The following is a 23,570-nucleotide window of genomic DNA, read 5'->3' as shown; positions in this document are numbered from 1 at the left end:
GAACATGATGAAATACGCAACTGCCCTGTTTGTCACTGCCGCCCTGGGCCTGGGCGCCGCTCAGACGGCCCCGGTCTCCTCTGCTCCCGCCGCTGCCCAGACCCAGAGTGCGGCCAGCGACCCCGCCCTGTCCCGGGCCAACATCACCATCGAGACTGGCCGCTACCAGGGCCCGCTTTCCGGCCTGCTGGGCGCCATTGCCAAGTCGGCTGGCTACGAGCTGGTGCTGGAAGTGAACGTGGACACCCTGGCCGCCGAAGGCGCGCAGGCCCGCCCGGTCGCCTACTCCTTCCGCGACAAGCCCTTCAACGAAGTCTGGCCGCTCTTGATGGACGTGTATGGGCTGAACTACACGGTGACGGAGTTGGGAGGACAGCCGGTATTGCGCGTAAGCAACACTCCCGTGCAGCGCGTGGTGAGGCTGCAAAACGCCGACCCGGTGGCCGCCGCCGAGCAGGTCAAGCTGTTTTTTGGCAGCCCGGTGTATTCCGAGACCGCTCAGACCAATGCAGCGGGCGCCAATGTCGCTACCACACGGACCATCGTGGACGTGAAGCTCGACTCGCCTACGCTGCGCATCATTCCCGATGCCCGCAACCGCAGCGTGATTATTCGCGGAAACAACGCAGAAATTACCCAGGTGGAGCGCCTGCTGCGTGAACTGGACCAGGACCCGCGTGGAACACTGGCCAGCACCAGTGCGGGTCCCAGTGTCCAGGAAATCTACTCGGTCAACGGAGACGTTAAGGAGCTGAGCACCTTCATTACCGCCGAGTACCCCGGCATCCGGGTTTCCACCGTAGGCAGCAGCAAACAGTTGGTGCTGCGCGGCGCTCAGGAGGACGTAGCACAGGCCCTCACTCTGCTGACGAAGATAGACCCGGCATCAGGCGCTGCCACTCAGCGGGTATTCCAACTGGTCAATGCTAAAGCTGACGATGTCAAGCAGGTGCTGACCGACACGCTGGCCCGGCAGGTTACCGGCGCTGCCATCAATTCCGCGGGTACCACCGGCTCCCGTGAAGTGACTTCCACCAGCAGTGCAGGAACCAACAGCAGTGCAGGAACCAACAGTACCGTGAGCGGGACCAACACGGCTCTGGGCGACGCTACCCGGCTGGCCTCTCAGGAGGCCACCATCATCGCTGACCCCCGCACCAACAGCCTGATTGTGCGCGGCACCCCCACCCAGGTGGCCCAGATTGCCGAACTGATTCCGACCCTTGACCGCAAGGTGCCGCAAATCAACCTGCAGGTGCGGATTCAGGAAATCAACGAGGAAGCCACCAAGACCCTGGGAGTCAACTGGCGCGTGACGGCGGGCGGCTTCAACGTGGGGATTCTGCCCAGCGGCCTGACTGCCAGCTTCAACCCGCTGCAGACCGTGACCGGCTTCAACATCTTCCCAGCGCTGAATGCCCTGGAATCGCAGCGCGTGGCCAAGCGGGTCTACGACGGCACCGTCAGCATGCAGAGCGGCCAGGGCAGCCTGAATGCGGGAACCGGCAGCCAGGACGCTTCTTCGACCGCTGCCGCGTCTATCCGCTCGGGCGGCCGCCTGGAGCTGAACATCATCGGGGCCGAGGGCAGCAATATTGAGAAAACCATTCCTTACGGCGTGGTGCTGGACTTCTTCGAGCCGTCTGTGGCCCCTGACGGCACCATCACCTTGCGCGTGCGCGGCCAGATCAACGAGCTGCGTAACCGCGAGGCACTCAATGCTGCCCTTGCTTCGGGAGGTGCTCCCAGCCTGCTTGACTTCCTGAACAGCGACGCCCAGACCAAGATTTCGTTCAAGAGCGGCGAAACCGTGCTGCTGGCCGGCCTGATGGCCGAGAACAACTCCACGACCAAGTCGGGCCTGCCTTTCCTGTCGCAGATTCCCGGCCTGGGCGCCCTGGCCGGCGAGCAGAGCACCACCAACAACGGCACCCAGATGCTGTTCGTGATTACCGGCGACATCATCGAATAAGGCTTCTTTGCCTGCACGCCCCCGGCCCCTGGCTGGGGGCTTTGGCATATCCGGTACGCCGTATATTCCGTGCGCTACAGTGCGCTATGCGCTTTCTGACCGCCGGAGAGTCCCACGGGCCGCGCCTGACCGCCATCATTGAGGGCCTGCCCTCCCAGCTGCCCCTGGGCAAAGCTGACATTGACCCCTGGCTGAAAAAGCGCCAGGGCGGCTATGGCCGGGGCCGGCGCATGGTCATCGAGTCGGATGAGGTGCAGCTGATGAGCGGTGTACGCGGAGGGGTCACCACCGGCGCTCCGGTCACGCTGGATATTGAGAACCGCGACCACCGCAACTGGACCGAAATCATGGACCCGGAGGCGGGCAATTGGCCGCGCAAAAAAGCCCTGACCGACGCCCGGCCCGGGCACGCCGACCTGACCGGCGGGATCAAGTACCGGCACAAGGACTTGCGCGACGTGCTGGAGCGGGCCTCGGCGCGTGAGACGGCGGCGCGGGTGGCGGTGGGCAGTGTGGCCCTCAAGCTGCTCGGTGAACTGGGCATCGAGGGCGCCAATTTTGTGCGGCGCCTGGCAGCGGTGGAGGTGGACTCGCCCTTCAGCTGGGAGCATTTGGACGCCATCGAGAACAGCGACCTGCGTACCTGGGACGAGGGAGCGGCCGCGCAGATGCGCGAGCAGATTGACCGTGCGAAGGAAAGCGGCGACACGCTGGGCGGCATTCTGGAAGTGCGCTTCCGGGGGCTACCGGTGGGCCTGGGCAGCTTCACGCACTGGGACCGCAAGCTGGACGGGCGCATTGCCGGTGCGGTCATGAGCGTGCAGGCCATGAAGGGCGTGGAAATCGGCCGCGCCTTCGAGAACGCCAGCCGCCCCGGCAGCGGGGTCCACGACGCGCTGTATCTGGACCCGGCGAAGGGCTACCGCCGCGAGACCAACGGCGCCGGCGGGTTGGAAGGCGGCATGACCAACGGCGAGGAGCTGATTGTGCGGGTCGCCATGAAGCCCATCGCCACGCTGATGAGGCCGCTGCCCACTGTGAATGTGGTGACCCACGCGGCCAGCGACGCGGCCCGCGAACGCAGCGACACCACGGCCGTGCCGGCCGCCGGGGTCATCCTCCAGTGCGTGATCGGCTGGGTGCTGGCCGAAGCCGTGCTGGAAAAGTTCGGCGGCGACACCCTGCCAGAGATTCAGGAGCGGGTGGCGGCAGCGCGGGCCTACGCCGCGCAGTACTGAGGGCGCCCGGCCAGGAGCAGGCAGGAGCAGGCCGAAGGCACCTTGTAGGCTTTCACGGCCAGACGCACACGCTAGCCCCGGTGGTACGGCTCGCCCGCGCTGATGGTGCTGGCGCGGTACAGGGCTTCCAGCAGCACCACCATCGCCAGGTCGTGCGGGAGGGTCAGGCCCCCGAAGCTCCACAGCCGGGCGGCCTGGGCACGCAGTGCGTCGGTGTGGCCCTCCGGCCCGCCGATGGCGAAGGCCAGCTCGCCGGTGCCGCTCACGGCCTGGGCGTCCAGCCACGCGCTGAGGCCCTCGGAGGTGAACTCCTGACCACGTGGGTCCAGCAGCACCAGCGGAGCGCGTCCTGCCGCCCGCAGCACCGCCTCGCTTTCGGCCTGCTGGGTCTTGCCGCTGACACGGCTAACCTGCACCTTGTGATAACGGCGCAGGCGCTTTTCGTATTCGTCCCAGCCCAGCTGGGCGTATTTCAGCCGAGGTTCTCCCACGGTAATCAGGTGCAGGCGCATGGGCTACAGGCTACGCTAGACCCATGCGGAACAGACTGGACCTGCATGGCCTGGCGCACTGGCTGCGGCTGGCCCTCCCCCGCGCCTGCCCTGGCTGCGGAGGACAGCTGGGGCAGGCAGCCGGGCTGTGCTGGCACTGCCGCGCCGGACTGCGCCCGCGTGTCGAGCGGCACTCTCCCCTCTCGCCTTTCCAGGAGCCGCATCTGGTCACGCTGGGACGCTACCAGGGGCCGGTGCGGCGAGCGGTGCGGGCGCTGAAATACGGGCAGGCACGGGAGGTCGCGCCGGTGCTGGGCGGGCTGCTGGCTTCGGCCGTGCCGGACCAGTGGCAGGTGGTGGGCGTGGTGCCGGTGCCGCTGCACCCGGCCCGCGAGCGCGAACGGGGATTCAATCAGGCCGGCCTGCTGGCCGCCGCCATTGCCGACACCCTGCAAGTGCCCTACGCTCCCGCTGCCCTGCGGCGCGAACGCCGCACCCAGCAGCAAGCCAAGCTGAGCGGCGAGGAGCGCCGGCAGAACGTGGCCGGGGCCTTTGCCGCCGACGCCTCGCAGCTTTCAGAAGGAGCTGTGTTGCTGGTGGACGACGTGCTGACCACCGGCCACACCCTACGGGCCTGCCGCGAGGCACTGCGGGCACAGGGTGTAGAGGAGTTCTATTACGCGGTGGCCGCGCACTGAACCCTTATTCGGGCAAGCGTTCGCCTGCCCGCACCGCCACACTCAGCCAGTGCTCCTGCGGCGGCAGCGGGCAGCTGAACCCCTCGCCGTAAGCACAGCTGGGAAAGTAGGCGCGGTTGAAGTCCAGCTGGGCGGACACGCTTTCACCAGCCCAGCTCAGCGGCACGTCCAGGTAGCGCCCCAGGCCGTAGGTTTCCTGACCGCTGGTGACATCGCGGAACGGTAAGAAGGCCTGGGCTGGGCGTTCTTCTCCCAGTGGCGTATAGAGGGTCAGCGTAACCGGCCCAACTCCTGGGAGCGCCGGAGTGACCTGCCCGAATGCGCCCCACCACTTCACCGCGCCGTCCGTGGCCGGAAACTGCACCTCGGCTGGAAAGTCACCCAGGCGCTGCACCGGCAGGGTCCAGGCCCAGGCAGGGTCGGGCACGTAGCGGCTCAGGCCGGCAAAGCCTTCCAGCGCTGCGCCCCGCAGCGGCCCCCGCCCCTCACGGAAAGCCTGCTCCCGCGCCGCCCACCACGCCAGCAGCCCGGCAGCGTAAGCGCCGGCCTCCTGAACGTGCAGGTCATTCACCAGTTCACTTCCACGCGCTCGCCGTAGATTTCCACCACGTCACCGCGTTTCACCTTGCGGCGGCGGCGGGTTTCTACCTCGCCGTTCAGCCGCACCTCGCCGCCTTGAATGCGGAATTTGGCCTCGCCACCGGTTTCCACCAGCCCCCCAATTTTCAGGAAGTCCTGCAGGTCCATGCTCTCCTGGTCGCCGTATTCGCGCGGCCCACGGATGTCTTCGTTCATCGCTGTTCTCCTTCGGTTTCTTTCTCGTCTTCGGTGTCCAGTTCATGGCAGGCGGCGTCAATGGTGGGGTGCAGCTTGGTAAAGCGCACCCGCAGCACGCCCGCTTCCAGGCTGGCCTCGCCGCTGCCGGGCACCACGGGCTCGGGAAACACCAGCGTACGCGAGAATGCGCCGGCCCGCCGCTCGGACTGCAGCAACCGGCCCGCACCCGGCGGCAGGCTGGTACGCACGCCTGCCACGGTCAGGCGGTCGCCGTCTTCTTCCATTTCCAGGCTCTGGGCTTCCACCGCCGGCACGTCCAGCAGCAGCGTCAGGTGAGCGCCCCCGTCCAGCCAGTCGGCTGCCGGAGTAAAGCCACGGGTCTCGCCGTACCCGAGCAGCCCTTCGGCTTCCTCACGCACGGTCATCAGCTGCTGCAACCTTGCCAGGGTAGGTTCGTTCATGCCGCTCACGCTAGCGCATCTGCCGCGCAGGCCGCCGCCCAGGCTGACCTACACTGAAGCGCGATGCCCGCTGCACTTCCTTGCTTGCCTATTCTCACCGCCCCCACCGCTGCGGGCAAATCGGCGCTGGCCCTGCGGCTGGCACAGGACTGCGGGCTGGAACTGATCAGCGCCGACGCCTTTACGGTGTACCGGGGGCTGGACATCGGCACCGCCAAGCCGAGCGCGGCCGAGCGGACGCAGGTGCCCCACCACCTGATGGACGTGGTGGACGTGACCGAGAACTACGACGTGGCCCGCTGGGTGGCCGACGCCGAGGCCACTGCCGCCCGGCTGCTGGCGCAGGGCCGCCGCCCGCTGGTGGTGGGCGGCACCGGCTTTTATCTGCGGGCACTCACCACCGGGCTGCCGCTGGCCCCCGCCGCCGACCCAGAAATGCGGGCCGCCGTGGAAGCCGAGCTGGCAGAGCGTGGCCTGGACGCCCTGCTGGCCGACATCGCCGCCGTGCGCCCCGACCAGCTGCCTAGAATGGAGCGCAATCCACGCCGGGTGGTGCGGGCGCTGGAAGTGTACCGGCGTAGCGGGCACTTTCCGGCCGACTTCGGGTGGCGAGGGCCACGCTTCGCCGCGCAGGTGTTCGCCTTCAGCCCGCCGCTGCCGGAGCTGGACGCCCGCATCGCGCAGCGGACACAGGCACTGTTGGCCGCCGGCTGGCCGCAGGAGGCGCAGTGGCTGGCAGAGCAGGTGCCTCCAGACACCTCCCCCCTGCCCACTGCCTGGCAGGCCCTGGGCTACCGCGAAGCGCTGGCCCTGGCCCAGGGTGAAGTGACCCTGGAGCAGGCCGCCGCCGCCATCACCGGGGCCACTCGGCGCTATGCCAAGCGGCAGCGCACCTTTATCCGCACGCAGCTGGGTGCGGAGCTGCTGACCGCGCAGGCGGCCGAAGCTGCCCTGCGCCAGCTGCTGGGCACCAGACACGGACTCTGAGATAGATAAAGGCAACTTCGCCTACGCCACCGTGCGAAAAGGCAGCGCTAGACTGCTTTCAAACAAATCACTTACAGCGGCGGAAGTTGACCTGCGTTGCATGCCTCGAGCAGACGGGCCAGCAGCAGCGGAGACGTATCCGGCGAAAGGAAGTTCTTGATATGAAACCACGTGTACTCGGAATGATTCTGGCCGGTGGGCAGGGCTCACGGCTGGCACCACTCACTTCGCTGCGCTCCAAGCCTTCGGTGCCGTTTGCCAGCAAATACCGCATCATTGACTTTGCCATCAACAATCTCATCAACTCGGGCATATTCTCGGTCTATGTGCTGACCCAGTACAAGGCCCAGAGCCTGACCGAGCACATCTCGCGGGGCTGGCGCTTCGGCACTTTCTTGCCCGACTACTTCATTACGGTGGTTCCGGCCCAGATGACCCTGTACGAAGAGCTGGGCTCGGCCTGGTACCGGGGCACCGCCGACGCCGTGTACCAGAACCTGAACCTGGTCCGCGACTTCGATGCCGACTACGTGGCGATTCTGAGCGGCGACCATATCTACAAGATGAACCTGGAAGACATGCTGCAAAAGCACATCGACTCCAAGGCCGATATTTCCATCGCTGCCTACCCGATGCCGCGCAGCGAGGCGCACCGCTTCGGCGTGATGGGGATAGACGAGACGGGCCGCATTCGGGAATTCATGGAAAAGCCCGCCGACCCTCCCGGCATGCCTGAAGACCCTGAGACAGCGCTGACCAGCATGGGCAACTACATCTTCAGCCGCAAGGCCCTGATGGAACTGCTGGACATCTCCATCAACGACGCCGACCAGGGCTTCGACTTCGGGCAGGACGTGATTCCGCACGCGCTGCGCAGCGACTACCACGTGCAGGCCTACGATTTTCACCAGAACCCCATTCCGGGCCAGGACCTGCCCAACACCTACTGGCGCGACGTGGGCACCATCGACGCCTACTTCGAGGCCAGCATGGACCTGGTGTCGGTCAAGCCGGACTTCGGGCTGTACAACACCCGCTGGCCGCTGCGGACCAGCAGCGAGTTCAGCCCGCCGGCCAAGTTCGTGCACGAGTCCGAGGGCCGCAAGGGCCAGGCGTTCAACTCGATTCTGGCCGGCGGCGTCATCATCTCGGGCGGCACGGTGCGCGACTCGGTGCTCAGCCGCGACGTCCGGATCAACTCCTACTCGCTGGTCGAGTCCTGCGTGCTGTTTGACGGAGTGGAAGTGGGCCGGGGCACCCAGCTCAAGCGCGTGATTGTGGACAAGGACGTGTGTATTCCCCCCAACACCCGTATCGGCTACGACCACGACGAGGACCGCGCCCGTGGGTTCACAGTCAGCGAAGGTGGCGTGGTGGTGGTGCCCAAGGGCTACCAGTTCAACCGCACCTGAAACTCGCGGAAGTCCGCACACCATACAGGCCAGCTCCTGCATAGGCCAGTTACCGCATAGGAGGCGAGCAAATGACTTTTTCCATCGTGGGCCGTGACCCCAAGACCGGCGACCTGGGCGTAGCCGTGGCCAGCAAGTTTCTGGCGGTAGGTGCCGTGGTGCCCTACGTCCGTTTCGGTGTGGGCGCCGTCGCCACCCAGAGCTACGCCAACCCCACCTTTGGCCCGCGTGGGCTGGACCTGCTGGCCGCCGGCCAGAGCCCGGAAGGGGTGGCCGCCCGGTTCGAAGAAGGCGACCCCGACTATGCCCAGCGGCAGTTCGGGCTGGTCAGTGCCAGCGGCCAGAGCCTGAGCTACACCGGCAGCGAATGCCACGCCTGGGCCGGCGGGCTGAGCGGGCCCGACTACGCCATTCAGGGCAACATCCTGACCGGGCCGGAAGTGGCGCAGGCCATGCTGACCGCCTGGCAGGCGGCCGAAAATCAGCCGCTGCCCCGGCGCCTGCTGGCTGCCCTCCAAGCGGGCGACCGAGCCGGCGGAGACAAGAGAGGCCGGCAGTCGGCCGCGCTGCTGTGCGCCGGTCAGGGCCGGGGCTACGGCGGTCTCAGCGACGACTGGGTCAACCTGCGTGCCGACGACCACGCCGACCCCTGCGCCGAGCTGGAGCGGCTGCTGGACATCCACGACCTGCTGTTCGGACGGCCCGGGGAGACGCGGCCTCTCAGCGCGGAGGAGCTGACCTGGCTGCGCGGTGTGCTGGAGCGTGAAGGCTACGCGCAGAACTTCGCTGCCGGCGAGTGGGACGCAGCCACCGAGCAGGCGACCTGGGACCTGTACGGCACCGAAAATCTGGAAGAGCGCTGGGCAGACGGTGGGAAGTTCGACCCCCAGGCCCTGAAGTACCTGCAAGAGAAATTCGGCAAGCCCTGAAGAAGCCCAGCAGGCACAGCCTCCAGCGCGCACAGACTGAGGACCGAGGGCGGAGAGATAGCCTTGGCAGTGGCGAACCCGCTGCGCCGTCTCTCCGGCCATTCCTTTACGCGCTGCTGGCCTACCTGGCCTGCGGCTGACGTTCCACTTACCCGCCGCCGCCCGGCAGTCTGATACACTGTGAGGCTGTGTGGCCCGCCTTCCCGACCTGAGCCAACATCAGAGGCCAGACTCCTGGAACAGGCGGGCTTTTTTGGTGTCAGCACAGCAGCCGGCGGGCGGCCAGAGTAAGAACCACCGCCACCACAGAGTCCCCCCGCGCGCCGCGCTTTTTTGACCCCCTTTGAGGAGAACTATGGAATACCGTAACATCGCCATCATCGCCCACGTGGACCACGGCAAGACGACCCTGGTGGACGGGCTACTCAAGCAGACCCTGGAACTCAAGCACGGCGAGGAAATCGCCGAGCGCGCCATGGACTCCAACGACATCGAACGCGAGCGTGGGATTACCATCCTGGCGAAGAACACTGCCGTGGAGTACAAAGGCATCAAAATCAATATCGTGGACACCCCCGGCCACGCCGACTTCGGCGGTGAGGTGGAACGCGTGCTGGGCATGGTGGACGGCTGCTTGGTGCTGGTGGACGCCGCCGAAGGCCCGATGCCCCAGACCCGCTTCGTGCTGCGTAAGGCCCTGGAACTGGGCCTCAAGCCCATCGTGGTGGTCAACAAGATTGACCGTCAGGACGCCCGCCCCACCGATGTGGTGGACATGACCTTCGACCTGATGGCCGAACTGGGCGCCAACGAAGACCAGCTGGACTTCCCGGTGCTGTACGCCATCGCCCGCGAAGGCAAGGCGTTCAAGGACCTGGACAACCCCCAGGAAGACTTCCACGAGCTGTTCGAGATGGTGCTGGAGCACATCCCAGCGCCCCAGGTGGACCTGGACGCCCCCTTCCAGATGGTCGTGACCAACCTGGACTACTCCGAGTACCTGGGCCGCATCGTGCTGGGCCGGGTGCAGCGCGGCACCGTGAAAAAGGGCGAATTCGTGCAGCTGATGCACAAAGACGGCTCCATGACCAAGACCCGTGTGGTGCAGCCGTTTACCCACATGGGCCTCAAGCGCATCGAGGTGGATGAGGTCGGTGCCGGCGACATCGTGGCGCTGGCCGGGATTGAAGACGCCCAAATCGGTGAAACCGTGGCGGACGTGAACAATCCCGAAGCGCTGCCCATCATCACCGTGGACGAGCCTACCGTGAGCATGATTTTCCAGCCGAACACCAGCCCCTTTGCCGGCAAGGAAGGCAAGTTCGTGACCAGCCGCCAGATCAGCGAGCGCCTGGCCCGCGAAATCATGACCAACGTGTCGCTCAAGGTGGAAGAAATCCGCCCCGACGAATTCAAGGTGTCGGGACGCGGCGAGCTGCACATTTCCATCCTGCTGGAAAACATGCGCCGCGAAGGCTTCGAGCTGCAGGTGGGCGCACCACAGGTGATCTACCGCGAGATTGACGGCGTGCGCCATGAGCCGGTGGAGCACGTGGTCATCGACGTGCCCGAGCAGTTCGCCAGCACCGTGATCGGCGTGCTGGGCAGCCGCAAGGGCCAAATGGTGCACATGGAGCCGCAGGGCACCCGCACCCGCGTGGAGTTCAAGATTCCTTCCCGCGCCCTGTTCGGGTTCCGCACCCAGTTCCTGAGCATGACCCAGGGCGAAGGCATCCTCAGCCATGTGTACGACAGCTACCAGCCCTACGCCGGCGACCTCAAGACCCGCCAGAACGGTTCTCTGGTCAGCATGGAAGACGGCGTGGCCTTTGCCTACTCCATTTGGAAGCTGCAGGACCGTGGCAGCTTCTTCATCGACGCCGGCCAGGACGTGTACGTGGGCATGATCGTGGGCGAGAACGCCCGCGAACAGGACATGAACGTGAACGTCTGCAAGAACAAGAAGCTGACCAACGTGCGCTCCTCGGGCGCCGACGAGGCCCTGACCCTGGTGCCCCCGCGCCGCCTGAGCCTGGAAGACGCCCTGGAGTACATCGCAGAGGACGAGCTGGTGGAACTGACCCCCACCAGCATCCGCCTGCGTAAGAAGATCCTGAACCCCAGCATGCGTAAGTAATCTGGCCCTCCTGCCAAGCACTTCAAGGAAGAAAAAGAGCTCCAGCCGCCGCGCTGGGGCTCTTTTAGTGGGCAAATGGACAAGCTACCTGCGAACTGCAAACCCGTTTGACAGTTCAGTGAGCGCCCCTCCATCATGCAGTGATGCCACGCCTACAAAAGAATGTGCACCAAATCTGGGCCACCACCCTGACTTTGATCACTTGTCTCCTGCTCGCACCTTCCGCCTCAGCCCAAGCTCAGCCAACCTTGTCTGCCATGTTGGCACAACACTATGGCCCTAGTGCTCAGCACATTGCTTATTCCAATGAGCTGGTGAATTTTGTTAACCGCTATGCCAGAGCCCTAACGGGCCGCACTTGTACCAGCTTTGGTGACCCCGAGATGCCGTTAGGCGGCTTGGTCCTGCCCAAAACAGAGTTCACCACTGGAACAGCGGGGGACTTTGCAAAGTTGCTGACCAAAAATGTGGCCGAATCAGACAAGCGACTGGGCAATACCAGCAAAGTGATGCTGGACGCCCCTCAGCAAGTGGTGGCCGTGTGGGTCAAGGCCAAAGAAGGCAGTGCCGTCACGGTCGTCCAGTTCCGTGGTGAACGTGCCATGCTGACAGGCTGCGGCTTGTGAGCCTCCCCGTAAGCATTCGCCCCGCCACTGCCGCCGACCTCCCAGCCATTCTGGATATTTACAACCACGCCGTGCTGCACACCACCGCCACCTACGACCATACCCCGGTCAGCCTGCAAAGCCGCGAGGAATGGTTTGCTGGCCGCCAGCGCGAAGGCTTCCCGGTGCTGGTGGCAGAGGATGACGGCGGCGCAGTCGTCGGCTGGGCCAGCTACGGCCCCTTTCGGCCCAAGTTGGGCTACAGCCGCACGGTCGAGCACTCGGTGTACCTCTCCCCTGCGGCCCAGGGCCAGGGCTTAGGCGGGCAGCTGCTGGAAGCCCTGATCGCTCAGGCCACCACCGAGGGCTACCACCTGATGATTGGCGTGGTGGACGCAGAGAACGATGGGAGCCTGCGCTTTCATGAGCGCCACGGCTTCAGCGAAGCGGGGCGGCTGCCGCAGGCCGGGCATAAGTTCGGCCGCTGGCTGGACGCCACCTTTGTGGTGCGGCGCTTGCAGGAGATGGACGCACCGGGGCACGGAGAGCAGTAACGAAAAGGGACGCGGGCAACCTTGGCCCCCGCGCCCTTTCCCACTGCCCCTCAGCTGTATTTGTAGAAACCTTCGCCGCTTTTGCGGCCCAGCAGTCCGGCTTGCACCATCTTGCGCAGCAGCGGCGAGGGGCGGTACTTGTCGTCGCCCAGGCCCTGGTGCAGCACTTCCATGATGGCGAGGCAGGTGTCCAGCCCGATAAAGTCGGCCAGGGTGAGCGGTCCCATCGGGTGGTTCATGCCTAGTTTCATGATGCCGTCAATGGCTTCCGGTTCAGCCACGCCTTCCATCACGCACTGAATGGCCTCGTTGAGCATCGGCATCAGGATGCGGTTGCTCACGAAGCCGGGGAAGTCATTGCACTCCAGCGGCGTCTTGCCCATCTGCTCGGCGGTCTTGGTGACGAACTCGGCGGTGGCGTCGCTGGTCTGGTAGCCGCGAATCACTTCTACCAGCGTCATCAGCGGCACCGGGTTCATGAAGTGCATGCCGATGAACTGCTCCGGGCGGCCCGAAGCCGTCGCTAGAGCGGTAATGGGAATGGAGCTGGTGTTGCTGGCGAGGATGCCCTCCGGCTTGACGATTTCGCCCAACTGCTTAAAGAGTTCCTTCTTGACCGCTTCGTTTTCCACGATGGCTTCCACCACCAGGTCACAGTCGGCGAAGCTGGCAAGGTCAGTGGTAAAGGTCATGCGCCCCAGCACCTGCTCTGGCGTATCGGTTAGCTTGCCTTTTTCATGCAGCTTGGCGAGGCTCTTTTCAATGACGCCCCGGCCCCGGTCCAGAAATTCCTGCTTCTGGTCGTGGACCACCACATCAAACCCACTTTGCGCGGCCACCTGCGCGATGCCGCCGCCCATCTGTCCTGCTCCGATGACTCCGAATTTCATGGTCGCTCCCTTTAGTCGCTTTGTCTAAAAGTCAAAGGGTCTAAAGGTCATCTCTTAGACCCTTTGACCCTTCGACACTTTCACTCTACCAACGGCACGCCACTCAGCTGGATACTCTTCCCGCGCTTGACCGGCGTAAACGGCACGTAGCGGTATTCCGAGCAGCCCTGCACCACAAATGGGTCGGTGGCGAAAATCTCGCGCAGCTGCTCCTCAGTCTCGGCCTGGGCGAAAATCACGCCGCCGGTTTCATCCTGCTTGCGGCCCGAGGTGATGAACACGCCGCTTTTGTAGTGGCCGTCCAGCCACTCGCGGTGCAGTGGCGTCACAGCGGCCAGCTCCTCTGCGGGCTTGAGATAAGTGCTTTCGATAAACCAGAGGGTGGGGGCTTGGGTCATGCCCTTAGCCTAACCGCTTGACCGCGAGCGCCAGGCCGTTGCCGCCGCCCATGCAGAGGGTAGCCACGCCGAATTCCTTGTCCTGCTGCTTCAGGGCGTGCAGCAGCGTGACCAGAATGCGGGCGCCGCTCGCGCCGATGGGGTGCCCCAACGCCACCGCGCCGCCGTTCACGTTCACGCGGTCCAGGTCCAGGCCCAGTTCACGGGCCACCGCCAGGCTCTGCACGCTGAACGCTTCGTTCAGTTCCCACAGGTCTACGTCGGCCACGTCCATCTTGAGCTTTTCCATCAACCGCTGGGTGGCGGGCACCGGAGTCATCATGATCCACTTGGGGTCCAGGCCAGCGGTCGCGTAGTCCACGATTTCAGCCAGCGGGGTCAGGCCGTGGGCCTGGGCGAATTCCTCACTGACCACCATCAGCGAAGCGGCGCCGTCGTTCAGGCCGGGGGCGTTGCCAGCGGTCACCGTGCCGCCCTGCTTGAAAGCGGGCTTCAGCTTCGCCAAGGTTTCCTCGCTGGTGTCGCTGCGGGGGCTTTCGTCGGTGTCCACCACGGTGTCGCCCTTGCGGCCCTTCACGGTCACCGGCACGATTTCGTCCCGGAAGCGGCCTTCTTCGGTGGCGGCCACGGCTTTTCGGTGGCTGGCCGTGGCGAAAGCGTCCTGCTCCTCACGGGTGACACCATACTTGTCGGCCACGCGCTCGGCGGTGGTGCCCATGCCTTCGTCGTTGATGGAACACCACAGGCCATCGAACATGTTGGCGTCAATCACCTCGCTGTGGCCCAGGCGGTAGCCCTTGCGGGCGCCGGGCAGCAAGAAGGGCGCGTTGCTCATGGATTCCATGCCACCGGCCAGCACTGCCTGCTGGTCGCCGGCGCGGATGCTCTGGGCGGCCAGAATCACCGACTTGAGGCCCGAGCCGCAGACCTTGTTGATGGTGAGCGCCCCGGCCGTATCGGGCACGCCAGCCATGATGGCGGCCTGGCGGGCGGGCGCCTGCCCAGCCCCGGCCTGCACGACCTGACCCATAATCACTTCTTCTACCAGCTGCGGGTCCACGCCCGAGCGCTTGAGGGTCTCGGCCAGGGTGATGCTGCCCAGCTCGACCGCCTTCACATCGCTGAGAGCGCCCAAAAACTTGCCGGTCGGCGTACGCGACGCCGCCACAATCACAGATTTTGACATGCTTCCAGCATAGCTCAAGGCCGGCGTTACCCTTTGTGGCACAGGCAGAGGATGGCCTGGGCCGGGCAGGCCCGCCGGACGCTACCCTGAGCGTCATGACCTCCGCCTTCCTCGTCTTTCTGGTGCTGTGGCTGCTGGCCCTGGTGGGCACCTTCATTCCGGTGATTCCGGCCACCGCCCTGCTGCTGATCGGCGGCGTGGCCGGCGTGTTTCTCAAGGGCTACAGCGGCGCGGGCGACACCGTCTTTCTGGCGGTACTGGTTGTCCTGACCCTGGTGTCCAGCTTTGCCGACAACATCGCCACCGCCTGGGGCGCCGGGCGCTACGGCGGCAGCAAGCAGGCCATGTGGGGTGCTATTGCCGGCAGTCTGGCAGGGCTGCTGCTCGGCCCGCTGGGTATTCTGGTCGGACCGCTGCTGGGCGCGTTCGCCGCCGAGCTGCTGCTGGTGCGCCGCCCGGTGGACGAAGCCGCCCGCAGCGCTTTCGGCACGCTGGTGGGCCTGCTGACCGGCATGGCGGCCAAATTCGTGCTGAATCTGCTGATTGGCCTCTGGGCACTGTGGCGCTTCTGGGGCCAGGGGCCGTCCCTGTTCTGAAGGAGGAAAGAGATGAACGAACTGCACCAGTTCTGGGCGCTGGCCGGCGCACTGACTGCCGTTTACCTGGGCTTGGCCCTGTTTTTACGGACCCAGGCACCAACACCCAGCGACCCGCCCCGGCCCATCTCGCCGGCGCAGCGGGCCGAACTGCTGGAGCTGCTGCGCCGGGGTGAGGACGCAGCCGCCATGCGGCGCTACCGGGAGTACTCCGGCGCTTCGCTGGTGGCGGCTCAGGCGTATGTCGCGGCGCTCAGGGAACCGGCAGGGCCTGACGGGCCGTGAACAGGCCGCGGACCCACTCCCCTACCTCTGGAAACGACAGGGCCGCGCCCAGCAGACCGAACAGCAGAATCAGCACGTAGGCTCCGCTCAGCCAGGGGCCAGGAGCCGCGCGTTCCTGCGGGTCGGGCCGGGGCGTCAGCCACAGGTGCAGCACCCACAGCAGCCCAGCGCCCAGCGCAAAGGCACCTGCGGCCACCGCCGGGCCGAGGTTGTTGAGCGCCGCTTCGCTGCTTTCCATGTCATCCAGCGGGAGCCGGTCACCCAGCGCGGCCACCAGCAGCAGCACCAGAGCATTGTTCAGCACATGCACAATAACGCTGTTCCAGAGGCTGCCGGTGTGCTGCGCCAGCCGCCCCAGGGCGTAGGCCAGCGGCAGGATGCCCGCCACGCTGAGCGGCACCCCGTGGGCCAGCGCGAAGGCGAAAGTGGTGGTCAGGGCCGCGACCCCGAAGCCGGCGGCCCGCTCATGGCCGCGCAGCATCAGACCCCGGAAAGCGATTTCCTCAATGATGGGCACCAGCACGCCGCCGGTCAGCACCATCAGCCATGCCCCAGCCGAAGAGGAAGCCAGCGCCGGCACCGTGTCGGGCACCGGCAGGTCTGGAAAGACCGCCAGCGCCGCCGCCGACCACGCCCGCGAGGCGATAAAGGCCACAGCAAATACGGCCAGCGCCGTGCCCCAGCTAGGCGGAGTGCGCCAGCGCGAATCGGCCCGCAGCGCCGCGAACTCACGCCGGAACAGCGTCAGCAGCAGCGTGATGTTCACCGCGATGGTCACGATAAAGGCCAGCACCGTGTCCATGCCGAACCGGGTCATCAGGATGGGACCGCCCACGGCCTGAATCAGGAGGATGGTCAGCGCAGCCCGGTTGCCGCCCAGCGCCGTAACGCCTGTCCCTGCAGGGACCGCCGGAGCAGGCGGAGCGGGGGGCGTCACGGGAGCGGAAGGAGACACAGGCTGAGTCATCGCACCTTCAGGGTAGCGCCCTGAGCACCTCAGAAAAGGCCAAGCCTCCTTCAAGCTCAGCTCAGCCTCCCCCGAACGGCCCAGCGCTAGCCTGAACGCATGACACGACTGCGCGCCCTGCTGCCTACCACCCTAAGCCTGAGCGCCGCCCTGGCGCTGCCCACCGCCCTGGCCGATAGCGTGAACTGTGCCGGCAACCTGAACAGCCGCACGGTGCGCGGCGACTTGCAGGTGCGCCCCGGAGCCACCTGCACTGTCCTGAACAGCCGCATTGAGGGCGATGTGGAGCTGGGCCGTGGTGCCCGTCTGGTGCTGCGCAACTCCACGGTGACCGGCGACGTGGAAGGCAAGGAATACGCGCAGGCCAGCATTCTCGGCACGCTGATTCAGGGCGACCTGAGCCTGGAGCGCGGGCAGGGCGGGCAGCTGCGCAACAACCGGGTGCGCGGTGACGTGGAGTTTGAGGACAACCGGGGCCGGATGGCGTTCGCGGCCAACGCGGTCGGCGGCGACCTGGAGTGCGCCGGGAACCGCTGGACCTACTCCTTTTACAACAACTCGGTCAGTGGCCGGCAGCAGGGCCAGTGCGTGAACTGGAAATAAGCGGCCTGCCCCTGCGGGCGAACTTCCAGCCCCACCGACCTCACCTGCCCCCTGGCTGCGGCCAGGGGTTTTTCCTGCCCTGGCCCTGTCCTCTCTAGCTGCGCCCTGCCGTACACTGCTGGACATGACCGGCACCCCCGACCTTTTTCAGCAGACCGGCTATAGGGCCGTGATTGGGCTGGAAGTTCACCTGCAGCTGAACACCCGCTCCAAGCTGCTCAGTCCTTGCCCCGCCGACTACCACGGCGCCGAGCCGAACAGTTTTACCGACCCGGTCAGCCTGGGCCTGCCCGGCACGCTGCCGGTGCTGAACGCCGAGGCGCTGGAGCTGGCGCTGCGCTTTGGCCTGGGACTGAACTGCACGGTGGAAGGGGTCACGCAGTTTCACCGCAAGCATTACTTCTACCCCGACTCGGCCAAGAACTTTCAGCTGTCGCAGTGGGATAGGCCCGTGGCGCACGGCGGTTTTCTGGAGGTAGAGGGGGGCCGGATAGGCATTACGCGCGCTCACCTGGAAGAAGACGCCGGCAAGCTGCTGCACCCCGCCTACGCCCCCTACTCGGAGCTGGACCTGAACCGCGCCGGCACCCCGCTGATTGAGATGGTCACCGAGCCGGACATCAAGTCGGGGCCGCACGCCCGCGCCTTTCTGGAAACCGTGCAGGCGATTGCCCGCGCCCTGGGTGTGAGCTTTGCCAGCCCTGAAGAAGGCCAGATGCGCTGCGACGTGAACATCAGCGTGCATAAGCCGGGCGAACCGTGGGGCACCAAGGTGGAGGTGAAAAACCTCAACTCGTTCCGCAGCGTGGAGCGGGCCATCAGCTACGAGTGGCAGCGGCAGGCGCGGCGGCTGGCGGCGGGCGAGACCATCAGCCAGGACACGCTGGGCTGGGACGAAGGCGGCGGCAAGACCTTCCTGATGCGGACCAAGGAAGGCGAGGCCGACTACCGCTACATGGCCGAACCCGACCTGCCCGAGCTGCACATCACCCCCGAGTGGGTGGCCGCAGTGCGCTCGCGGATGCCCGAGCTGCCTGCCGAGAAGCAGGAGCGCTACCTGGCGGCGGGCCTGCGCGAGTCGGACGCCCGCACGGTGAGCATGGACGTCCACCTCAGCCGCTTTCTGGACGGGGCGCTGGCCGCCGGTCAGGCACCTATTCAAAAGCTGGCCAACTGGCTGCTGTCCGAGGTGCCCGGCGTACTGGACGAGGGCGAAACGCTGGAGAAAGCGGCCCTGCGCCCCGAACATCTGGCCGAGCTGGTGGCGCTGGTAGAGAGCGGCGACCTGACTGGGCGCAGCGCCAAGGACCTGCTGCCGGACGTGGTGCAGGGCCGCTCGCCCCGCGCCCTGGCGGAGGAGCGGGGCCTGCTGGGACAAGCCGGCGCAGGCGAACTGGAAGCCGCCGTGGACGCCGCGATTGCCGCCGACCCGGACACGGCAGCGCAGGTGCGCGGGGGCAACAAGAAGGCCATCAACGCCCTGTTCGGCGCCGTGATGAAGGCCACCGGCGGCAAGGCCAACCCCGGCCAGGTGCGCGAGCTGCTGACGCAGCGGCTGGAGGGCTGAGGATGTCGGCGGATGCGGGCCAGGCGGCGCCCCCCGGCTGGCGCGTGGCGGCCCTGGTCGCCCTGGGGGCGCAGGTGCTGGCCCTGTTTCTGGTGGCCGGATACGTGCTGAGCAAGGAGCTTCCCAGTGCAGCGACCGGCTACTTGGACGCTGGGCATAGCTTTTTCACTGGCGTTCTGACCCTGTGGTGGGCGCTGCTGCTGGGCCGGCTGACCCTGGGCCGGGGCGTGGTGCCGGGCGAGTATCTGGACCGGGTACGGCGCGTCCTGACGTTCGCCTTTCCGCTGCTGACCACGTTCCGGGGCGTGCTGTGGGGTGTCACTGCCCTGGCCCTGGCCGGCGGCGCCACGCAGGGACACCCGGTGGCCCTCACTGCCCTGATGACGGTCTGGGGAGCCAGCATCATCGCCAGCTACATGAGCTTTTTCTGGCTGGTGCGCTGGGCCGACCCGCAGCCGGCCGCCACGGGGCCGGGCCCTGCACACGCCAAGGCGCAGCTGGAAGACTGGCTTAACCTCTCGGCGGCCCTGGCCCTGGGCATGACCGTGGTCAACGTGGTCCCGATTACCGGGTTCAGCGTGAACCTCTCGCAGACCGACCAGTGGGTCTACGGGCTGTCGGGTCTGCTGGACGTGGCCGCCACCCTGCTGGCCCTGCAAGCGGTGCGCCTGACCGGGCCAGCAGCGCGGGCCTCAGGCTAGGCGGGCCGGCTCCAGCAGACTGCGCCAGCGCGGATATTCCCAGGCCAGCAGATACAGCGCAGCAAGCAGCATCAGCCCCGTGATGACCGGTGTGCCACCAAAATTCATGCTGACCGTAATCACGAAAATGTTGGTGATGATGCACAGGTACAGGATGGCCCCCACGGCTGCCGTACGTGGAATCAGAATCAGCAGCCCGGCCAGCAGCTGCGCGGCCCCGATGAACTGGTAGTAGGTGCCCGTGCGGTGCATGGCATCGAAGAAATAACCCACCGGGTCGCTGAGGGGCAGCACGGTGAATGGCTCCCCCACAAGCTTGACCCAACCGGACGGCAAAAAGGCCAGCCACAGCAGCAGGCGGGTCAGCCAGGTGAACGGCAGGGCCAGCCGGGTGGACTGCCAGGCCGCCAGCCAGCGCTGGGGGCGGTCCAGAAGAGAGCTGTTCATGCCGGCAGTGTGACAGGCAGGCAGGGCCGGCCACATCCGGCAAAAGGTGGAGTCCGGCGGCGCCACCTGCTAGGCCATTCGGCGAATATCCGCGCCGAGCCCGGCCAGCTACCCTAAGCCATGACCGAACTGCGCCCCCTGACCCCTGCCGACGCCGAGGCTTACCGCACGGCCCGCCTTCAGATGCTGCGGGAAGCGCCCGCCGCGTTCCTGACCACAGCCGAGGAGTTCGCCGAGCGCCCGCTCCATGCCACCGCCGAGCGCCTGCGGCCCGACCCGGAAAACGTGACTTTCGGGGCGTGGGAGGGCGGCGTTCTGGTCGGAATCTGCACACTGGTACGCGAACAAGGCCCACGGTCACAGCACCGCGCCGACATCTTCGGCATGGGCGTGCTGAACTGCGCCCAGGGCCGGGGTGTAGGGCGGGCACTGCTAGGCGCCGCCATCGCCTATGCCCGCGAGCTGCCGGGAGTGCGCAGCCTGCACCTGGACGTGATGGAGACGCAGGAACCTGCCCGCCGCATGTATGAAGCGCTGGGCTTCGAGGTCTGGGGCACCGAGCCGAACGCCATGTGTCTGGACGGGCAGCTGCTGCGGGCCCATGCGATGTGGCTGGACTTGGGGAAAATGCCCGCCCAGGTCAAGCCTTAGACTGACCCCATGACCCGCCCCGACACCGACCGCGCAGGCCACACGCAGACGCTGGAGCGCACCGAGACCAGAAAGCCGAGGCTCTGGCGGGTGCTGCTGCTGAATGACGACTACACCCCGATGGACTTCGTGGTGCTGGTGCTGGAGCGGTATTTCCGCAAGACCGAGCAGGACGCCGAGCTGATTATGCTGGCCGTACACCACAAGGGGCAGGGCGTGGCGGGCGTGTACACCCGCGACATCGCGGAGACCAAGGTGGCGCAGGTGACGCAGCTGGCGCGGCAGGAAGGCTACCCGCTGCGGGTGCTGGCGGAGCCGGAAGGTAAAGGCGCTCTGTGATAGTTGTGTAGAGTCGGCGAAGAATAATTGCCTCATGCTGCTAGTTACTGGGGCCGCCGGCCACCTCGGAAATGTCCTGATCCGTCATCTGCTGGAGCGTGGCTACACGGACATTCGTGCGATGGTTCTGCCCGGCGAAGACCGCACGCCGCTGGCCGGGCTGAATGTGGACATCGCAGAAGCCGACATCACCCGCCCCGAAATGCTGCCCGCCGCCTTCGAGGGCGTGACAAGGGTCATGCACCTCGCTTCGCTGGTCAGTATCGGAGACGCCGCAGAAGACCTTATTCAGCGGGTCAATGTGGAAGGCACACGCAACATCATCGAGGCGAGCAAGGCGGCCAAGGTCGAGCGGTTGCTGTATGTGGGCAGCATTCACGCCTTCGCCCGGCCGGACGGTCCCCTCCTGAATGAGCAGGTGCCCCTGGCACCCCAGACCTCTGCCCCCTACGAGCGCACCAAGTCCGCCGCCACCCGCCTGGTGCTGGACGCCGCGTCCGAGCTGGATACGGTGGTGGCGGCACCCAGCGGCGTCTTCGGACCGTTCGACTTCAAACGCAGCGAGGTCGGCACGGGGATTCGCCAGTGGATGGAGCGCCCCTCTACGGTGATGCTGCCGGGCGGCTACGATTTCGTGGACGTGCGCGATGTGGCCGAGGGCCTGCGCCTGGTGCTGGAGCAGGGCCGGCGCGGTCAGGTTTATCTGCTGGGCAACGAGTGGATTGAAATGGCCGAGATGGCGCGGCAGGTCATGCACCAGACGCACGGCCGCGCCAAGGTTACGCTGATACCGCTGTTCATGGCCCATTCCCTCGCCAAGGTGGCCCTGTGGGACAGCAAGCGCCGGGGCGTGCGGCCCGTGCTGACTCCCTACACCCTGGAAACCCTGATGGCTCCCTACCGCCTGGACTGGAGCAAGGCCCGCACCGAACTGGGCTTTACGGTGCGGCCTATCAGCCAGACGGCCGAGGACACGGTGAAATGGTGGCAGGAGAACTGGGAAGCGGGCGGCGGCAGACGCTGAGCGGGCGGGACAAGCAAACCGGGAAAGACGCTGTTGAACCCGTCCTTCCCTGGTTGCCTTTTTACACCGCCACGTCCTCTTCCAGTTCCAGTTCCTCCCCCGTCAGCGGGCGGGGGCGGTGGCGGTTTTCGTACCAGATGCCCACCACTACCGCCAGTGCACCCAGCATCATCCAGCCGGAAAGGATGGTCAGCGGTCCTGTGAGGCTCAGGCCGGGGAAGTAGACGATGCGGCGCATGATGTCGATGAAGCCCGAGCCGATCCAGAATTTGCCGAGCCACTGGAAAAAGGCAGGCTGCATCATCGTCTCGAAGACGCCGCCGCTGGACGTGAAGTTCAGCGACACGAAGAGGGCCGCGTAAACCATCGTGCTGAAGCGGCCCAGCAGCGGGTGCAGGCCCACCGCGAAGAGAATTACCGCCAGCGAGTACATGAAGGTGATGCCGAGGGCCGCCAGCGCGTGCCCCGCAAACATGCCGAAGACGCCGACAGCCAGCCAACCTTCCACCACCGTAATCAGCGCCGCCGCGCCGAGTGCCAGCATCAGCCGCTCGCGCCAAGTCCGTGTGGCCCCCGCCGCCGCGATTGCAATCCCGATGGCGTAGCTCGTCACACTCAGGGCGACGAGAAAGAAAAAGGCGTTCTGGCCGATGGGGTCATTGGTCAACACGGGCAGGACGTTGGTGAATTTGACGGGCAGACCCGTCTTGTGCGACACGGCTTCAAACATCCGCTGCACGATCATCGCGGTGGTATCCGAAGCAGCGGGTGCGACCAGCACCTCTGCGCCCGTTTTGCCCGGAATGAACGCCCCCGAAATCTGCAGGTTGTTTATCGCGGCTCGTGCAGCTTCCCGGGTGGGCAGCATGGTCAGGCTGACGCGCTCGCCGAGGCCCTCTTGCAGGCTCCGCATGGTGTGGAGGGCGGCAGAGCCGGACCCGACCACCGCAATCGGCACATGGTGAGGGTCGGGGCGGTGAAATCCGGCGAGGTAGGCAATGGTCATGATCAGGCCCATCAGAAACGTGGGCACCATGTGGGAAATCACCGTGTTCATCGGCACGGGTTGGGCAGCAGAGGAGCCGTGAGCAGACATGGGGGATACTTTACGTCAGGCAAACTTATAAGTCAAACTGATAATGTAGACTGATGATATGTCACCTCAACCCGACGCTCTGGATACCCCGATGCTGGCCGACGAACTGATGACCATCACTTGGGCGTTGGCCCGCCAACTGCGCCTCGCCGGAAATCAGGAGTCCGAACTTTCGCTGACCCAGTGGGCGGTGCTGAGCCATCTGGAGCGCCAGCCCGCGATGACCAGCGCCGAACTCGCCCGCGCCGAACTGGTCACGCCGCAGTCCATGAATACGGCGGTGCATCAACTTCGGGAACTGGCACTGGTGCAGACGCAACCCGTGCAGGGCGACGGACGACGAATTGCGCTCACGCTGACCGAGGCAGGCGCAAAAGCCTTGGCCGAACTCCGCGAGCGCCGCGCTGCGTGGCTGGTGCGCTTTCTGGACGCCGAACTCTCCGAGACCGAGCGGGCCGACCTGTACGCCGCCCTGCAAACCCTGCGCCGCGCGGGGCAGACCGCCCGCGTCCGCGCTCATGGTCTATCTGGCCCCGGCACGCCACAATAGAGGGACGCC

28 protein-coding genes are annotated in these 23,570 nt (G+C 66.0%); 18 read left to right on the top strand and 10 right to left on the bottom strand.

Annotated elements, in window-relative coordinates; all coding sequences use genetic code 11:
* Nucleotides 1-7: 7 nt before the first annotated feature.
* Complete coding sequence (locus DEIPR_RS03490; protein ID WP_342626726.1) at nucleotides 8-1,972, top strand: secretin N-terminal domain-containing protein; 1,965 nt, start codon at nucleotides 8-10, stop codon at nucleotides 1,970-1,972.
* A gap of 86 nt (nucleotides 1,973-2,058) precedes the next feature.
* Nucleotides 2,059-3,210, top strand: a complete 1,152-nt coding sequence (gene aroC, locus DEIPR_RS03485; RefSeq protein WP_013614454.1) for a chorismate synthase — start codon at nucleotides 2,059-2,061, stop codon at nucleotides 3,208-3,210.
* 71 nt (nucleotides 3,211-3,281) lie between these two features.
* On the opposite strand, the gene DEIPR_RS03480 is transcribed toward aroC, so the two are convergent.
* Nucleotides 3,282-3,722, bottom strand: coding sequence for a 23S rRNA (pseudouridine(1915)-N(3))-methyltransferase RlmH (locus tag DEIPR_RS03480; RefSeq protein ID WP_013614453.1), 441 nt, complete (start codon nucleotides 3,720-3,722; stop codon nucleotides 3,282-3,284).
* Nucleotides 3,723-3,745: 23 nt separating this feature from the next.
* Between DEIPR_RS03480 and DEIPR_RS03475 the strand changes: the two genes are divergently transcribed.
* Complete coding sequence (locus DEIPR_RS03475; protein ID WP_013614452.1) at nucleotides 3,746-4,399, top strand: ComF family protein; 654 nt, start codon at nucleotides 3,746-3,748, stop codon at nucleotides 4,397-4,399.
* A 4-nt stretch (nucleotides 4,400-4,403) separates the two neighbouring features.
* Here the strand turns inward: DEIPR_RS03475 and DEIPR_RS03470 are convergent, their stop codons facing one another.
* The 3 genes from DEIPR_RS03470 to DEIPR_RS03460 are packed head-to-tail and all read right to left on the bottom strand — an operon-like array spanning nucleotide 4,404 to nucleotide 5,637.
* Nucleotides 4,404-4,970, bottom strand: a complete 567-nt coding sequence (locus DEIPR_RS03470) for a DUF1684 domain-containing protein (protein ID WP_013614451.1) — start codon at nucleotides 4,968-4,970, stop codon at nucleotides 4,404-4,406.
* Nucleotides 4,967-5,194, bottom strand: coding sequence for an RNA-binding S4 domain-containing protein (locus tag DEIPR_RS03465; protein ID WP_013614450.1), 228 nt, complete (start codon nucleotides 5,192-5,194; stop codon nucleotides 4,967-4,969). The genes DEIPR_RS03470 and DEIPR_RS03465 overlap by 4 nt, the downstream gene beginning before the upstream one ends.
* Nucleotides 5,191-5,637: an Hsp20/alpha crystallin family protein gene (locus DEIPR_RS03460; RefSeq protein ID WP_013614449.1), complete on the bottom strand. Its 447-nt coding sequence runs from the start codon at nucleotides 5,635-5,637 to the stop codon at nucleotides 5,191-5,193. Before DEIPR_RS03460 ends, DEIPR_RS03465 begins: the two co-directional genes overlap by 4 nt.
* Nucleotides 5,638-5,700: 63 nt before the next feature.
* Here DEIPR_RS03460 and miaA point away from each other — a divergent pair, with 63 nt between their 5' ends.
* From miaA to DEIPR_RS03435, 6 genes are all read left to right on the top strand, one after another.
* Nucleotides 5,701-6,624 carry a tRNA (adenosine(37)-N6)-dimethylallyltransferase MiaA gene (gene miaA / locus DEIPR_RS03455; RefSeq protein WP_013614448.1) on the top strand — a complete coding sequence of 308 codons (924 nt, stop codon included), beginning with the start codon at nucleotides 5,701-5,703 and terminating at the stop codon, nucleotides 6,622-6,624.
* Between the two features lie 161 nt (nucleotides 6,625-6,785).
* Entirely contained in the window at nucleotides 6,786-8,036 is a 1,251-nt protein-coding gene (glgC, locus tag DEIPR_RS03450; RefSeq protein WP_013614447.1) for a glucose-1-phosphate adenylyltransferase, read from the top strand.
* Between the two features lie 71 nt (nucleotides 8,037-8,107).
* Complete coding sequence (locus DEIPR_RS03445) at nucleotides 8,108-8,965, top strand: DUF1028 domain-containing protein (RefSeq protein ID WP_013614446.1); 858 nt, start codon at nucleotides 8,108-8,110, stop codon at nucleotides 8,963-8,965.
* 355 nt (nucleotides 8,966-9,320) lie between these two features.
* Complete coding sequence (gene typA / locus DEIPR_RS03440) at nucleotides 9,321-11,102, top strand: translational GTPase TypA (RefSeq protein ID WP_013614445.1); 1,782 nt, start codon at nucleotides 9,321-9,323, stop codon at nucleotides 11,100-11,102.
* A gap of 257 nt (nucleotides 11,103-11,359) precedes the next feature.
* On the top strand, nucleotides 11,360-11,728 hold the full coding sequence (locus DEIPR_RS13875) for a hypothetical protein (protein WP_013614444.1): 369 nt from the start codon (nucleotides 11,360-11,362) through the stop codon (nucleotides 11,726-11,728).
* On the top strand, nucleotides 11,725-12,261 hold the full coding sequence (locus tag DEIPR_RS03435) for a GNAT family N-acetyltransferase (protein ID WP_013614443.1): 537 nt from the start codon (nucleotides 11,725-11,727) through the stop codon (nucleotides 12,259-12,261). The genes DEIPR_RS13875 and DEIPR_RS03435 overlap by 4 nt, the downstream gene beginning before the upstream one ends.
* Before the next feature lie 50 nt (nucleotides 12,262-12,311).
* On the opposite strand, the gene DEIPR_RS03430 is transcribed toward DEIPR_RS03435, so the two are convergent.
* The 3 genes from DEIPR_RS03430 to DEIPR_RS03420 all read right to left on the bottom strand — a co-directional run bounded on the left by DEIPR_RS03430 (nucleotide 12,312) and on the right by DEIPR_RS03420 (nucleotide 14,735).
* Nucleotides 12,312-13,151 carry a 3-hydroxyacyl-CoA dehydrogenase family protein gene (locus tag DEIPR_RS03430; protein ID WP_013614442.1) on the bottom strand — a complete coding sequence of 280 codons (840 nt, stop codon included), beginning with the start codon at nucleotides 13,149-13,151 and terminating at the stop codon, nucleotides 12,312-12,314.
* An 80-nt stretch (nucleotides 13,152-13,231) separates the two neighbouring features.
* Entirely contained in the window at nucleotides 13,232-13,549 is a 318-nt protein-coding gene (locus DEIPR_RS03425; protein ID WP_013614441.1) for a YciI family protein, read from the bottom strand.
* Nucleotides 13,550-13,553: 4 nt separating this feature from the next.
* Nucleotides 13,554-14,735 carry a thiolase family protein gene (locus tag DEIPR_RS03420; protein WP_013614440.1) on the bottom strand — a complete coding sequence of 394 codons (1,182 nt, stop codon included), beginning with the start codon at nucleotides 14,733-14,735 and terminating at the stop codon, nucleotides 13,554-13,556.
* A 95-nt stretch (nucleotides 14,736-14,830) separates the two neighbouring features.
* Between DEIPR_RS03420 and DEIPR_RS03415 the strand changes: the two genes are divergently transcribed.
* On the top strand, nucleotides 14,831-15,331 hold the full coding sequence (locus DEIPR_RS03415; protein WP_013614439.1) for a DUF456 family protein: 501 nt from the start codon (nucleotides 14,831-14,833) through the stop codon (nucleotides 15,329-15,331).
* Between the two features lie 12 nt (nucleotides 15,332-15,343).
* The gene (locus DEIPR_RS03410) at nucleotides 15,344-15,616 is read left to right on the top strand and encodes a hypothetical protein (protein ID WP_013614438.1); all 273 of its coding nucleotides are present in this window, start codon (nucleotides 15,344-15,346) and stop codon (nucleotides 15,614-15,616) included.
* Here DEIPR_RS03410 and DEIPR_RS03405 read toward each other — a convergent pair.
* Entirely contained in the window at nucleotides 15,585-16,583 is a 999-nt protein-coding gene (locus DEIPR_RS03405; RefSeq protein ID WP_013614437.1) for a CPBP family intramembrane glutamic endopeptidase, read from the bottom strand. The genes DEIPR_RS03410 and DEIPR_RS03405 overlap by 32 nt on opposite strands.
* Nucleotides 16,584-16,682: 99 nt before the next feature.
* Between DEIPR_RS03405 and DEIPR_RS03400 the strand changes: the two genes are divergently transcribed.
* From DEIPR_RS03400 to DEIPR_RS03390, 3 genes are all read left to right on the top strand, one after another.
* On the top strand, nucleotides 16,683-17,186 hold the full coding sequence (locus DEIPR_RS03400; protein WP_013614436.1) for a hypothetical protein: 504 nt from the start codon (nucleotides 16,683-16,685) through the stop codon (nucleotides 17,184-17,186).
* Between the two features lie 124 nt (nucleotides 17,187-17,310).
* Nucleotides 17,311-18,753, top strand: coding sequence for an Asp-tRNA(Asn)/Glu-tRNA(Gln) amidotransferase subunit GatB (gene gatB / locus DEIPR_RS03395; RefSeq protein WP_013614435.1), 1,443 nt, complete (start codon nucleotides 17,311-17,313; stop codon nucleotides 18,751-18,753).
* Nucleotides 18,754-18,755: 2 nt separating this feature from the next.
* A complete protein-coding gene (locus tag DEIPR_RS03390; RefSeq protein WP_013614434.1) occupies nucleotides 18,756-19,454 on the top strand; it encodes a hypothetical protein in 699 nt (232 codons plus the stop codon).
* On the opposite strand, the gene DEIPR_RS03385 is transcribed toward DEIPR_RS03390, so the two are convergent.
* A complete protein-coding gene (locus DEIPR_RS03385; RefSeq protein WP_013614433.1) occupies nucleotides 19,446-19,901 on the bottom strand; it encodes a DoxX family membrane protein in 456 nt (151 codons plus the stop codon). The genes DEIPR_RS03390 and DEIPR_RS03385 overlap by 9 nt on opposite strands.
* Nucleotides 19,902-20,021: 120 nt before the next feature.
* Between DEIPR_RS03385 and DEIPR_RS03380 the strand changes: the two genes are divergently transcribed.
* Genes DEIPR_RS03380 through DEIPR_RS03370 form a run of 3 tightly spaced genes read left to right on the top strand, consistent with a single transcriptional unit; the run spans nucleotide 20,022 to nucleotide 21,915 of the window.
* Complete coding sequence (locus tag DEIPR_RS03380; RefSeq protein ID WP_013614432.1) at nucleotides 20,022-20,552, top strand: GNAT family N-acetyltransferase; 531 nt, start codon at nucleotides 20,022-20,024, stop codon at nucleotides 20,550-20,552.
* Nucleotides 20,553-20,561: 9 nt separating this feature from the next.
* Entirely contained in the window at nucleotides 20,562-20,891 is a 330-nt protein-coding gene (clpS, locus tag DEIPR_RS03375; protein WP_013614431.1) for an ATP-dependent Clp protease adapter ClpS, read from the top strand.
* Nucleotides 20,892-20,925: 34 nt separating this feature from the next.
* Nucleotides 20,926-21,915, top strand: coding sequence for an NAD-dependent epimerase/dehydratase family protein (locus DEIPR_RS03370; RefSeq protein ID WP_013614430.1), 990 nt, complete (start codon nucleotides 20,926-20,928; stop codon nucleotides 21,913-21,915).
* 61 nt (nucleotides 21,916-21,976) lie between these two features.
* On the opposite strand, the gene DEIPR_RS03365 is transcribed toward DEIPR_RS03370, so the two are convergent.
* Entirely contained in the window at nucleotides 21,977-23,011 is a 1,035-nt protein-coding gene (locus DEIPR_RS03365; protein WP_013614429.1) for a hypothetical protein, read from the bottom strand.
* A 58-nt stretch (nucleotides 23,012-23,069) separates the two neighbouring features.
* Here DEIPR_RS03365 and DEIPR_RS03360 point away from each other — a divergent pair, with 58 nt between their 5' ends.
* Nucleotides 23,070-23,561, top strand: coding sequence for a MarR family winged helix-turn-helix transcriptional regulator (locus tag DEIPR_RS03360; RefSeq protein WP_013614428.1), 492 nt, complete (start codon nucleotides 23,070-23,072; stop codon nucleotides 23,559-23,561).
* The last annotated feature ends 9 nt before the right edge of the window (nucleotides 23,562-23,570 follow it).

Source organism: Deinococcus proteolyticus MRP, assembly GCF_000190555.1.
Lineage (GTDB): Bacteria > Deinococcota > Deinococci > Deinococcales > Deinococcaceae > Deinococcus > Deinococcus proteolyticus.
This window is presented reverse-complemented; position numbering and strand designations above follow the sequence as displayed.